Origin of the sequence: Nonomuraea sp. JJY05 (assembly GCF_043496855.1) — a bacterium.
In the GTDB taxonomy this organism is placed as follows: Bacteria; Actinomycetota; Actinomycetes; order Streptosporangiales; family Streptosporangiaceae; genus Nonomuraea.
Genome location: NZ_JBIEIS010000019.1, coordinates 131,808 through 144,158 on the forward strand (window position 1 = coordinate 131,808; position 12,351 = coordinate 144,158).

Annotated in this window: 9 protein-coding genes; 3 read left to right on the forward strand and 6 right to left on the reverse strand. The window is 70.3% G+C overall.

All coding sequences use genetic code 11. The annotated features are described in order from the left end of the window. Positions 1-60: 60 nt before the first annotated feature. Positions 61-1,065 carry a hypothetical protein gene (locus ACFKCF_RS29325; protein WP_394498484.1) on the reverse strand — a complete coding sequence of 335 codons (1,005 nt, stop codon included), beginning with the start codon at positions 1,063-1,065 and terminating at the stop codon, positions 61-63. A gap of 184 nt (positions 1,066-1,249) precedes the next feature. Here ACFKCF_RS29325 and ACFKCF_RS29330 point away from each other — a divergent pair, with 184 nt between their 5' ends. After that, a complete protein-coding gene (locus ACFKCF_RS29330) occupies positions 1,250-2,650 on the forward strand; it encodes an alpha/beta fold hydrolase (RefSeq protein ID WP_394498485.1) in 1,401 nt (466 codons plus the stop codon). 412 nt (positions 2,651-3,062) lie between these two features. Here the strand turns inward: ACFKCF_RS29330 and ACFKCF_RS29335 are convergent, their stop codons facing one another. After that, positions 3,063-3,422 (reverse strand): MarR family winged helix-turn-helix transcriptional regulator, encoded by a 360-nt coding sequence (locus tag ACFKCF_RS29335; protein ID WP_394498486.1) that lies wholly within the window; start codon positions 3,420-3,422, stop codon positions 3,063-3,065. Positions 3,423-3,888: 466 nt separating this feature from the next. Between ACFKCF_RS29335 and ACFKCF_RS29340 the strand changes: the two genes are divergently transcribed. Continuing rightward, positions 3,889-4,770 (forward strand): MBL fold metallo-hydrolase, encoded by an 882-nt coding sequence (locus ACFKCF_RS29340; protein WP_394498487.1) that lies wholly within the window; start codon positions 3,889-3,891, stop codon positions 4,768-4,770. Between the two features lie 570 nt (positions 4,771-5,340). Here ACFKCF_RS29340 and ACFKCF_RS29345 read toward each other — a convergent pair. Beyond that, a complete protein-coding gene (locus tag ACFKCF_RS29345) occupies positions 5,341-5,979 on the reverse strand; it encodes a TetR family transcriptional regulator (RefSeq protein ID WP_394498488.1) in 639 nt (212 codons plus the stop codon). A 106-nt stretch (positions 5,980-6,085) separates the two neighbouring features. Here ACFKCF_RS29345 and ACFKCF_RS29350 point away from each other — a divergent pair, with 106 nt between their 5' ends. Beyond that, entirely contained in the window at positions 6,086-7,048 is a 963-nt protein-coding gene (locus tag ACFKCF_RS29350; RefSeq protein WP_394498489.1) for an aldo/keto reductase, read from the forward strand. 243 nt (positions 7,049-7,291) lie between these two features. On the opposite strand, the gene ACFKCF_RS29355 is transcribed toward ACFKCF_RS29350, so the two are convergent. From ACFKCF_RS29355 to ACFKCF_RS29365, 3 genes are all read right to left on the reverse strand, one after another. Beyond that, entirely contained in the window at positions 7,292-9,061 is a 1,770-nt protein-coding gene (locus ACFKCF_RS29355) for an ABC transporter ATP-binding protein (RefSeq protein ID WP_394498490.1), read from the reverse strand. Positions 9,062-9,295: 234 nt separating this feature from the next. After that, a complete protein-coding gene (locus ACFKCF_RS29360; protein ID WP_394498491.1) occupies positions 9,296-10,984 on the reverse strand; it encodes an ABC transporter transmembrane domain-containing protein in 1,689 nt (562 codons plus the stop codon). Between the two features lie 76 nt (positions 10,985-11,060). Then, positions 11,061-12,323, reverse strand: coding sequence for a nitrate/nitrite transporter (locus ACFKCF_RS29365; RefSeq protein ID WP_394498492.1), 1,263 nt, complete (start codon positions 12,321-12,323; stop codon positions 11,061-11,063). Positions 12,324-12,351 lie beyond the last annotated feature (28 nt).

Sequence of the window (12,351 nt, forward strand, 5' to 3'; positions counted from 1 at the left end):
CGACGGAGGGCTCTCCTGAACGCAGGACCTTACCGACGGAGGGTCTACCGGCGCGGGGCTTTACTGACGAAGGGCGTCGAGCGCTCGGGACACGGCCAGGCCGACGATCACGACGCCCCCCAGGACGATCATGATGACGTACGCGGGGACGGCCAGCAGGGCGAGTTCACCCTGCACGATCGCCAGGATGAGGACGGCGAGCAGCGTGCCGGCGACGGCCCCACGTCCCCCGTCGGCCACCGTACTCGTCGCACCGGCGCCGTTCGCAAGGTCGGCACCGTTCGTGAGGCCCGCGCCACCCGCAAGGCCCACACCACCCGCAGAGCCCCCGCCACCCGCAAAGCCCCCGCCACTCGCAAGGCCGGCGCCGTTCAGAAGCCCGGTGCCGCCCAGGAGCACGGCCGCCAGCGCGAACACGGCGGTGAACAGCCCCTGAGAGCCAGGCTGCGCCGCTCCCAGCCGCAACAGCAGCATGAACCCACCCAAAGCGGCAAGCACACAGGATCCGGCCAGCCCCACGAGAGGGCCGGCCCACCCCTTGGCGAGCCACTGCCGGAACTCCCGCCGCACCCACAGCAGCCCACCCGCCACCGAGACGACGGCGAACACCGCGAACCCCACCACGGGCGAAAGCGACGGCGCCTCCTGCAGGACGATCGTCCTGCCCTGGGTGAACGCGAGCGACAACGCGTCGCAGACCACGGCGGCGGCGAGCGTGACCGCCCAGGCCGGCGCCTCCAGCAGCACCGTGAACGCCCCCATGACCAGCCCGCAGAGCACGGCGAGCAGGATGACGAGGAGCACCCCGACGACCAGCGGCATGCCGAGGGCGACCACGAGGGAGGCGATGAGCACTCCGGACAGCGCGGAGACCGAGCCCACGGCCAGGTTGGGCGTGCCGACGCGCATCGACAAGGAGAGCGCCACGGCGACCAGGCCGAGCGGCGCGGAGGAGGCGAGGATGCTCAGCAGGTGCGCGCCGGGAGCGGTGAACAGGACCATCCCCAGCCCCAGCACCGTGACGATCCCGAGTGCGCCTTCCCAGGCCCACTGCCATTTGCTCACGCCGTCGATCGTGACAACGCCACCACACCACCGCAAGACCCATCCCACCCACGAATCCCCTCAGACCACCTCCAAACGGTCGAGGCGTGCAGCGGTCTGACAAACCCTGGTAGGACCCGCGCCCCCAAAAGACCAAACTCTGGTCCGACGCGATTCCGCCGCCCCCTCCGGCATCGTGAACGCCATGCTCAAGCCCCTCACCATCACCCTGGCCTTGCTCGGCATGGGGACCCTGCCGACCACCTCGGCGTCCGCGGCGGCCACCGCCGACGGGCCCCAGCAGTGGCAGACCTGCCCCAATGACAAGATCGACATGGAGTGCAGCGACCTCCAGGTCCCGGCCGACTGGCAGAAGCCGGACGGCCGAAAGATCACCCTCAAGCTGGGCCGGCTGAAGGCCACCGGCAAGTCCGAAGGCTCAGTCCTGGTGGCCTACGGCGGCCCTGGCGGCCCCGGCATAGGCATCACGCAGTCCGTCCCCGACTGGTGGGCCAAGCTCCGCGAACGCATGGACATCGTCACGTGGGACACCCGCGGCTACGGCGAGCAGTTCGGGGGCCTCAGCACGGGCCTGCAGTGCGCCTGGACCCGCATCCCCATCCCCGACTCACCCCGCCACGATGCCGACTTCGGCCGCCTGACCGACACCAACCGCGGCTACGCCGAAGCCTGCCGCCTCAAGGACCCTGAGCTGTTCGCCAACATGAGCTCGGCAGATCAGGCCAGAGACATGGAGGCGATCAGAAAGGCCCTCGGCACCGACAAGCTCAACTACTACGGCGCTTCCTACGCGGGCTTCTACGGCCAGGCCTACGCCCGCTTCTTCCCGGACCGGATCCGCACGATGGTCCTCGACGGCACGTGGAGCCACAGCGCCGCCGACTGGAAGCGCGAGCTGGAGGAGATGGCCAAGTCCAACGAGCAGTTCCTGCAACGCTTCTTCACCTGGTGCGCCTCCAACGACTGCGCGGACGTCCCCGCCCTCTGGCGCACCCTGATCGCCCGGGCCGACCGCACCCCCATCCCCACGAAGACCGCCAACGTCGCCTACAAGACCCGCGACCTCCAGAGCTTCGCCCTGGGCCTGGCCCGCCAGGGCACCGCCGCCTGGCCCAAACTGGCCCAGGCGATCCGCAAGGCCGCCGACGGCGACGCCTCCGACTTCGTCCCGCAACGCGGCGCCCGCTACCCCGACCAGGCGACCGGGGTCACCGAATGCGCCGACTGGCCCCGCTTCGCCAACCGCAAGGAGATGACCACCACCATCAAGCGCCTGCAACGCGTGGCCCCCAACACCGGCACGGCCAACACCCTCGCCTCAGCGACCCTCGGCTGCATCGGCTGGCCCCAGCCGGTCACCAACCCACCCGCCCCTCTCCCCAAGGGCCTCCCACCCATGCTGGGAGCAGGCGCCTGGGGCGAGTCGGACGCGGTGACCCGCGTCCTCTCCCAGGTGCCCGGCAGCGCCACCATCCGCCACGAGGGTCCCGGCCACACCCTCTACGGCGCCAACCCTTGCGCCCGCGACCACATCAACCGCTACTTCACCGACCGCACCCTGCCCCCCACCAAGACCCAATGCTGACCGCACCGAGGCCACTACCGACGCTGAGGCCCAGTGTCAGTCTGGTAAGCGCCGGTTCCGAGATCGGCCACCCAAGCCGGTATCGCGGTCAGCACGGATGAAGACCCGACCGATACCGGTGCCAGACCCAGCGAAGGCCCTACACCAAGGCCGGCACCGCTGAAGACCGATTCTGAGGTCACCAGGCCAATACCAGCGTCAGGCCAGAACGGACCCAGCTCGGGACTACGTTCACGCTCCGGCGTAAGAAACCCGGCCCGGACAGCATCGGCGGCGAGAAGACCCTGAGCCGCCCACGAGGGCGTCGTGACCGAAAGGTTTCGGCTGCACTGTCGAACGGTGTCAATGCCGATTCGCATCGCGGATGGCGGCCTCGATCCGGAGCAGCGCTCCCAGGATCGTCTCCTTCCGGTTATCGCACCGCCCGCGTGAGGAGGTCGTTGAGGGTGGCCTGCTCTTCCGATGTGAGCCGGGCCAAGGGGGAGGCCTCGGTGAGCAGGTCGATCAGTCGCTCACGGAGTGCGGCGCCTTCGGAGGTCAGCACGAGTTGCTTGGCCCGGCGATCACCGGGATGAGGGCGCCGTTCGACGATGCCGTGCTCCTCCAGCCGATCGACGACAAAGGTGGCGTTCGACGGCTCGCAGCTCATCCGATCGGCCAGGTCGCGCATGGTCATCGGGCCGGTAAGTTCGCGCAGCGCCACCGCCTGAGCCGCCGTCAGGTCCAGTGCGCCCGCCCGCTCCCTGATGTGACCCTCGATCTGCTTGGCCAAGGCGCCGACGAGACCGCAAAGGTTCCGCTCGGCGATGGCGCGCTCCGCACTGTCGGCGGCGCTACCACTCGTGCCACTACCCGTGGCGGCGCTACCACTACTCGTACCACTGCCGGTGGCGAGGCTATGGCTGGTGCCACTACCGGCAGCTCCGCTGCCACCGGTGGAGCCACTGGCGGTGGCCCTGCTTGCGGCGCTCTCTCCGGCGACGTCAATAGCAGCGGCGTCACCGTCAGTGGCGTCACTACCACTTGCGACACCACGGGTGAGGTCACCAGCCGCAGCGGTACCACCGGTGGCGCCACCAGCAGGAGTGGCAAGACCGGTAGTGGAAGGACCGATGGGGGCAAGGCTAGTGGTGGCAGGGCTGGCAGTGGTGGTGGGGTCGGGCGGCTTCACGTGTACCAGGATAGCTCAAGCATGCATATTTGCAGCTTTAATAGTTCTAGTTGTAAGTTCCTCTGCCATGAACAGCTACGAAGAGCGTCTGCGTCGGCCGTCCGCTGCCCGTTCCCTGCAGCTCGGCGATCTCAAGATCAGCTATGTGCCTGACGGCGCGGTGCAACTGAAGCCGTACGGGTGGTTGCTCGAGACGACAGAGCAGGACTGGAAGGACAACGCAGCGTTCCTCGACCACACGGGGAACCTCGTGGGGAGCATCGGTGCGCTGTTGGTGGAGTACGGCGAGAGGGCCTTGTTGATCGATGCCGGGGTGGGTCCGGTGTCCGTACCCGATGATCCGGAGAACCCGAAGATCGGTTCCATCCGGGGCGGCGAGTTGCTCGACAACCTCGCCAAGCTGGGCCGGCGGCCCAACGAGATCGAGGCAGTGGCCTTTACTCACCTGCACCTCGACCACCTCGGCTGGGCCTGGCACCCTGCGCCCGGCAGCGACCGCCCGGCGTTCACCGAGGCCGACTACCTGATCTCCGAGCCCGAATGGGAGCAGCGGCACCTGAGTCTCGAGCAGGGGACGACCGACGAGATGCTCGCCGCGTTGGCACGCCGGGTGCGCACCGTGCGGGACGACGAGGAGATCTTTCCGGGAGTGCGGGTGGCGCTGGCTCCCGGGCATACGTTCGGGCACGCCACGTACACGATCACGTCCGGCGGCCAGCGTTTGATCGCGTTCGGCGACGCCCTGCACTCCTCAGCCCAGATCCGGCACCCCGACTGGTTCGCCGGTTCGGACCTGGATTCGGTGGAGTCGACGGTGCATCGGCACCGGCTGGTCAACGAGCTACAGCGTCCGGACACGATCGGCTTCGGCGTGCACTTTGCCGACGTGGTGTTCGGCCGCGTCGACCACACTGCCGACGACGGCCCGACCTGGGTGCCCGTAGCATAAGCGCGATTTGTCTAACACCCACGCGCCGCCGTCTGTGCCGTTGAGAGCGCGTTGTGGCGCGGTGCGGCGAACTTGGACTCGGTCCAGTTCCGCCGCGAGCCGTAGGTGGGCAGGAACACCGGCTCGACGTCGTTGTCAGCGCAGCCCAGAAACGGACCTGGGGATGCGCTTGTGCGGCGAGTAATTGTCCGAGGCCACATTCAGCCGCTCGCCCGGCAAGCGGACGCGCAGGGTCTTCAGTAAGGACCAGAAGCTCCCGCCACCACTCGCGCCAGAGGGGTCGTGCCAGCCGCTAAGCGTGCGCAGGTCGTCGAGACGGCGCCGGCAGATGCGGTAAAGAACTTGCCGATGGCCTGATCCAGCCCGGCGATCATGGGCGCGACCCCGTGGCAACGATGGTGGATCGCCCACAGCCGGGCCGAGCCACCTCCCAAGGCTCGCCCCTCCCGCCGAGCTACGTCCCGAAGCCCACCAGCCCCTCAGGCCGAGCATCGGCTACACCCGAAGCCTGCCCGCCCTCTCCCGTCGGGCCGAGCTACATCCCGAAGCCCGCCCCCTGGCGCTTCGGTGTCAGGTGAGCGAGGAGTCGGTCGGCGTGGTCTCGGTCCGTTCGCGGGGGGTGGCGGGCGGGAAGAGCGTGGTGACGGCGCGGATGACGGCGGCGCGGCGGGCGGCCGGGCTGGGGTCGGCGGCGGTGCGGGGGGCGACGGCGCCGAGTTCGGATTGGTCGATCCAGGTCATGGCGATCTGGGCGACCAGCGCCATGATGTCGATGGGGTCCCAGACAGGGTCGAGGTCGCCGTTGGCCTGGGCGGCCCGGATTTTTTCGATCTTGGTGGGGAGCGTGCGCAGGACGGCGCCGGTGTAGGGGGTGGGATCCTCGCCGGGCGTGGTAGCCCGTTCCAGGCGGCCCCAGAGGATGAACCGGTGCCGGTCGGGGTGGGCGGTGAAGTAGTCGAACAGCTGGCCGGCGTAGGAGGGCAGGTCGGCCGGGTCCAGGTGGACGGCGTCGGCGGCGGCGGCGAGTTCGGCGGAGGCGACGTGCTCGTATAGCCCCTCCTTGCTGCGGAAGTAGGCGTAGACGCGTTCCTTGCTGGTGCTGGCGGCCTTGGCGATCCGGTCGACGCGGGCACCGGCGATCCCGTGCTGGGCGAACTCTGCGCGGGCGGCGGCGATGATCCGCTCGTGGGTGGAATCGGTGCTGGCCATGCCCCCACTGTAGCCAACCGAACCGTTCGGTTTGATCTGGCCAAAACGAGGGGTAGTGTGAGAAATATTCATACCAAACGGTTTGGTTTGCTTGGGAGGGATTGCTGTGCAGCAGCGCACTCTGGGCCGTCAAGGCCTGGTCACCTCGGCCGTCGGCTTCGGGTCGATGGGCATCTCCTTCGCCTACGGGCCCGCCGACGAGGCCGGCGGGTCGGCCGCGATCCAGCGGGCCTACGAGCTGGGCGTCACCCACTTCGACACCGCAGAGCTGTACGGGTGGGGTGAGAACGAGAAGCTGGTCGGCAAGACCGTCGCGGCGTTCCGGGACGAGATCACCATCGCCACCAAGTTCGGGTTCACCCGCGACTACGGCACCGACTCTCGTCCCGAGCACATCCGCGAGGTGCTCGACAACAGCCTGCGCTACCTCGGCGTGGACCACGTGGACGTGCTCTACCAGCACCGGGTCGACCCGCAGGTGCCGATCGAGGACGTCGCCGGGACCGTCGGAGAGCTGATCGAGGCCGGGAAGGTGAAGTACCTCGGCCTGTCCGAGGCAGGGCCGGAGACAATCCGCAAGGCCCACGCCGTGCATCCGGTGTCGGTCCTGCAGACCGAGTACTCGCTGTTCGAACGGGACGTGGAGCAGCTGTTCCCGACGCTGCGGGAGCTGGGGATCGGATTCGTCGCCTACTCCCCTCTGGGCCGGGGCTTCCTGACCGGCACCGTCCGGCCCGCCGGGTCCTACGACCAAGGCGACATGCGCAACCATGACCTGCGCTGGCAGCCGGGCAACTTCGAGAAGAACGTCGAGGCCGTCCGGCAGCTGTCGGAGCTTGCCACCGCCAGGGGCGCCACCGTCGCCCAGCTCGCTCTGGCGTGGGTCCTCGCCCAGGGCGAGGACATCGTGCCGATCCCGGGCACCCGCAGCCCCGAGCGAGTGGAGGAGAACACCGCCGCCGCCGACCTCGTCCTCACGCCCGCCGACCTGGACGCCATCGCGGCGATCCTGCCCACCGGCGGCTTCGGCGGCCGCTACGCCGAGGCTTCCCTCCCGACCTGGGTCTGAGCCGCCTCCCCCATGCACGAGCGGTGGGGCGCTGACCATGACCGGCGAACTGCGACGACCAGCGGCCGGGACCTCGGGGGTCGACCCGGGCCGGCAACCGCGCTGGTACACCGACGCCGGCTCGACGCTGTCCGGGTGGTCAAGACCTACGCCGAGCTCGACGCTGTCCGGGTGGTCAAGACCTACGCCGAGCTCGACGCTGTCCAGGTGGACAAGACCTACGCCGAGTGGTTGGGGCGATGTTCAGGAGGAGGAGGAGGAGGAGGAGGAGGTTGGGGTGCCGTGCCAGCTGGTCCAGAGGGCGGCGTAGGAGCCGCCTGCTGCCACCAGGTCATCGTGTGAGCCCAGCTCGCTGATCCGGCCGTCCTCCACGACCGCCACCCGGTCGGCGTCGTGGGCCGTGTAGAGGCGGTGGGCGATCGCGATCACGGTGCGGCCGTCGAGGACGGCGGCCAGTGAGCGTTCGAGGTGGCGGGCCGCGCGGGGGTCGATGAGGGAGGTGGCCTCGTCCAGGACCAGGGTGTGCGGGTCGGCGAGCACCAGGCGGGCCAGGGCGAGTTGCTGCGCCTGGGCGGGCGACACCGCCAGGCCCCCGGAGCCCACCTCCGTCTCCAGGCCCGCGGGCAGCGCGAGAACCCAGTCGAGGGCGTCCACTGCCTCGAGCGCCTGACGCACGGCCGCGCCGGAGGCGTCCGGGCGGGCGATCAGCAGGTTGTCGCGCAGCGAGCCCTTGAACACGTGATGCTCCTGCGTCACCAGCGCCACGTGCCCCCGCAGTTCGTCCAGCGGCAGGTCCACGAGCGGGACGCCGCCCACGGACACCGAGCCGGTACGCGGCCCGTGGATGCCCGCCAGCAACCGGCCCAAGGTGGACTTTCCGGCTCCCGAAGGGCCCACCATGGCGAGCCGCTCGCCGGGCCGGACGGTCAGGGACACGCCGTGCAGCACGTCCCGGCCCTCCCGGTACGCGTACCGGACGTCGGACGCCTCCAGCAGCTCGCCCGAGGGACGCGAGGAGCCGGCCGCGCGGTCGTCGGGTACGTTGGCCACGCCGAGCAGCCGGGCCATGGAGGCCCCGCCCACCTGCAGCTCGTCGATCCACATCAGGAACCTGTCCAGCGGGTCGATCAGCTGCTGCGCGTAGAGCGTGGCGGTGGCCACCTGGGAGAGCGCCACCCAGCCGTTGGTGTAGAACAGGCCCCCGACCAGCAGTGTGGTCACCACCGGGATCACGTAGCCCAGCTCGACGGCGGGGAACCACACCGTGCGGAGCCCGAGCGTGTACCGCTCGGCGGCGAAGGAGCGGCTGATGTCGCCGTCGGTACGCGATCGGCGGCGCGCCTGCAGGCCGAGCGCCTCCACGGCACGGGCGCCCTCGACGGTTTCGGCCAGCCCTTCCGTCATGTCGGCATAGGCGGCGTTCTCGCGGAGGTAGCCGTCTCGTGCCCGCTTGAGGTACCAGCGCGTGGAGACCCAGATCACCGGCCCGGCGATCAGCATCGGCAGCATGAGCAGGGGGCTGACCAGGAACAGCGCGCCGACCGTGATCAGGAAGGTGACCAGGGCGATCAGCGTCTCAGGGACGGCTTTGCGTACGGTGCGGGAAAGGGAGTCGACGTCACGGGAGGTACGGGTGATCAGGTCGCCGGCCCCGGCCCGCTCGACGGTGGACAGCGGCAGCCCGAGCACCCGGTCCACGAACTCCTCACGCAGCTCCGCCAGCACCTTCTCGCCGAGCTTGGCGGAGGCCAGCACCGCGAACCTCATGAGCGCCCCCTGCAGCAGCAGGAAGCCCCCGATGGCGGCGGCCACGACGGCGACGTTGACCTCGGCGCCGTACTGGACGTCCTGCACCAGCCCGCCGAGCTGCCACGGCACCACCAGCCCCGCGACGGCCGCCAGGCCGTGCAGGGTCAGCGCGATCGTGAGCTGTCGCGGGTAGCGGAGGGTGAGTCGCCTGGCGTAGGCACGCACCTGTTTTCGATCGGCGACCGGCAAGATCTCGCGAGCCATGCTGCTTCAATCCTTCCCGAGCGGGCGAACGTCCCGAATGTGACCGTGTCGCCGGTTGCACAGCCCTCCGGCCCCGCTCCACCGGGACGGCGCGCTCTGACGCCCTGCCGGGGACGCGGTCGCCGCCGTGCGCGAGACCGGCCCCGCCACTCCAGCGGTCGCCGCGACCTCAGAGTCGAGGCATGCCCAGGAGCGGGCAGGGGGCAGCGCTTGCCGTGGGGCCGGGGCATGAGGTCAGTCCTCTCCGCGGGTCACGGTGGCGGCGTACTGCGATGAGCTGTCCAGCAGTTGCCGGTGCGTGCCCTCGGCGAGCACCCGCCCGTCCTCCACGTAGACGACGTGGTCCGTGCGGTCGAGCACCAGCGGGCTGGTCGTGCAGATCATCGTGGTCCGGCCGGCCCGGGCCTTGGCCAGGCGTTCGGCGATGCGGGCCTCGCTGTGGGCGTCGACGGCGCTGGTGGGCTCGACCAGGATGAGCACCTCCGGGTCGGCCAGCAGCGCCCGGGCCAGGCGCAGCCGCTGCTGCTGCCCGCCCGAGAACTCGCGCCCGGCCTCGGCCACCGTGGCGGACAGCCCGCCGGGCAGCGCCTCCACGATGTCCTCCGCGCAGGCCGCGTGCAGGGCCTCGCGCAGCTGCTCGTCGGAGGCCTCGCCGCGTACGTCGAGCTCGTCGCGCAGGCGCCCGGTGAACAGCCGGGCACCGTTGTCGGCGACCAGGATGCGGGCGCGGACCTCGTCGATGGGCAGCGTGGACAGCTCGGCCGCGCCGAACGTGACATCGCCGTCGGCGTAGCGGCCGAGCCGGTCGGCGATGGCGATGGCATCGTCCGGGGTGTTGGCCGCGACCGCCGTGAGGCAGCCGGGCTGGAGGGTCACGCCGCTGTAGGAGTCGCGCAGCACGCCGCCCGCGCTGGTGCCGGTGCCGCCGGTGACCTCGGGCTGGATGGACAGGATCCGGATCACGCGCCCGGCCGCCACGTGGCCCTTGGTCAGCTTGTCGGCGGCCTCGGTGAGCGTCCGCATGGGGCCGATCAGGAAGACCGCGTAGAGGTAGAACGCGACGAGCTGCCCCGTGGGGATCTCCCCGGCTGCGGCGAACGAGGCGCCGATGCCGGTGACGGCGGCGATGAGCAGGCCGGGCAGCACGATCTGGGCGCCTTCGAGCACGGACTCGATCCCGGCCACGCTCACCCCGGCCCGCCGGACCCGCTGCGACTCGGCCCGGTAGCGGTCGGCGAACACCTGCTCCCCGCCGATCCCGCGCAGCACCCGCAGCCCGGCCACGATGTCGGCGGCTCTGGTGGACAGGTCGCCGGCCAGCTCGCGCTGCCTGGCCTGGCGCCTGTGCAGGGGCCTGAGCAGCGGCCCCACGGCCGCGGTCATCAGCGGCACGCCGAACAGGACCAGCAGCCCGAGCGGCAGCGAGGTCGAGATGAGGATCACCGTGACGGTGACGATGGCCACGATGGAGCCGACGCCGCGCAGGAGGATGTCGATGGAGTTTCCGATGTGGGCGATGTCGGAGTTGCCGACGCTGACGACCTCACCGGTCGAGAGCCGCTTCGGCAGCGTGGCGCCCAGCCTGGCGGACTGCCTGGCGGTCAGCTGCACGGTGCGGTAGGCGGCGGCCAGCCAGTTGTAGACGGCCATCCGGTGCCGCATGATCCCGGTGAACGCCTGCATCAGCCCCAGGCCGAACAGGACCGACGCCCAGAGCAGCAGCGCCCCGGTGTCCTTGGCGGTGACGGCGTCGACGCCCTTCCCGAGCGCCGCCGGCATCAGCGCCTGCACCAGCCACCACAGGGTGGCGAAACCGATGCCCGCGAGAAGGTGCGCCGACTGCCGCCGCGCGTTCCACCACAGGTAGCGGAGCGGGCTGCGGATGTCGGGCACGCCGGGATCGGCTTCAGGAAGGGATCGCATGGCCTGACAAGGTTGACAAGGCGCACCCCGGCTCGGCAAACGGTTTTCGAGCAGCTGGAGCGTACGAAACCCGCTCCTAGAGCGTCCGGAACGCCCGGTACGTGTACGTGAGCGCCGCCAGCGCAGTCACCGCCAGCAGCAAATATCCGACCGTGTACGCCCCCGTCGCGGTGAAGACGACCCCCATCACCAGCGGCGGGAAGTACCCGCCCAGCCCTCCGGCGGCCCCGACGAGCCCGGTCACCGTCCCCACCCTGGACGCCTCGACCAGCCTGGCCACCAGGGCGAACACGCCGCCGGTCCCGAGGCCCAGGAAGAACGCCATGAGCACGAAGCTCACCCCGGCGGGCACCTCGGGCGGCGGCCGCAGGGCCAGCACCAGCGCCATCATCACGGTCCCGCCGAGCGACACGAACAGGACCCTGACCGGCCCGATCCGGTCGGAGAGCGCCCCGCCCAGCGGTCTCGACAGTACGGCCGCGATCGAGAACCCGGCCGTACGCAGCCCGGCGTCGGTCTGAGCGAAGCGGTACACGTTCTGCAGCAATGTCGGCAAATAAGTGGAAAAAGCCACGAAGCCACCAAAAGTCACCGCATACAGGAACGCGCACTGCCAGGTCGCCCTGATCCGCACCGCCTCCCGGATCCCAGGCAACGCGGCCGCGCCGGCGGGCGACCCCGACGGCGACCCCGACGGCGACCCCGTAGACGACCCCGCGGACGACCCCGCGGACGACCCCGACGGCGACCCCGACGGCGGCCCCGACGGCGACCACGCGGGCGAGTCCCGGCTTGCGCCCAGCATGATCACCCCCATCAGCGCCAGCACCGCCGCCATCAGCACATGAGCCCCCGCCCGCCCGAACTCCTCCACCAGCCGCGGCGTGCAGAACGAAGACAGCGCCGTGCCACCCATCCCCGCCCCGAAGACGCCGGTCGCGAACCCCCGGCGCGCGGGCTCGTACCAGGCGTTGACGAACGGGATGCCGACCGCGAACGACGTCCCCGGGATCCCCAGCAGGAACCCCCAGAACAGCAGCCACCCATACGAACCGGACCACCCCACGAACAGCACCGGCACGATCGACACGAAGCAGATGACCGCGAACATCCGCCGCCCGCCGAGCCGATCGGTCAGCACCCCCACCGGGATCCGCCCCAGCGCCCCGACCACCACCGGGATCGCCACCAGCAGCGAGGTCCGGGTCGGCGACAGCCCCAACTGCCTGCTGTAGCTCCCGGACAGCGGCCCGATCAGGTTCCACGCCCAGAAGGTCACCGCGAACGCCGCAGTGGCCAGGGCCAGGTTCGACACCTGACCTTTACGAAGCTCAGACATGCACCCTGTGTAACAGACGGTCACTATC

Bases quoted from the DNA above. Each gene is read 5' to 3' on its own strand.
- ACFKCF_RS29345 (WP_394498488.1), bottom strand. From the start codon at position 5,979: ATGGCCAGCACCGATTCCACCCACGAGCGGATCATCGCCGCCGCCCGC.
- ACFKCF_RS29360 (WP_394498491.1), bottom strand. From the start codon at position 10,984: ATGCGATCCCTTCCTGAAGCCGATCCCGGCGTGCCCGACATCCGCAGC.
- ACFKCF_RS29340 (WP_394498487.1), top strand. From the start codon at position 3,889: ATGAACAGCTACGAAGAGCGTCTGCGTCGGCCGTCCGCTGCCCGTTCC.
- ACFKCF_RS29330 (WP_394498485.1), top strand. From the start codon at position 1,250: ATGCTCAAGCCCCTCACCATCACCCTGGCCTTGCTCGGCATGGGGACC.
- ACFKCF_RS29355 (WP_394498490.1), bottom strand. From the start codon at position 9,061: ATGGCTCGCGAGATCTTGCCGGTCGCCGATCGAAAACAGGTGCGTGCC.
- ACFKCF_RS29365 (WP_394498492.1), bottom strand. From the start codon at position 12,323: ATGTCTGAGCTTCGTAAAGGTCAGGTGTCGAACCTGGCCCTGGCCACT.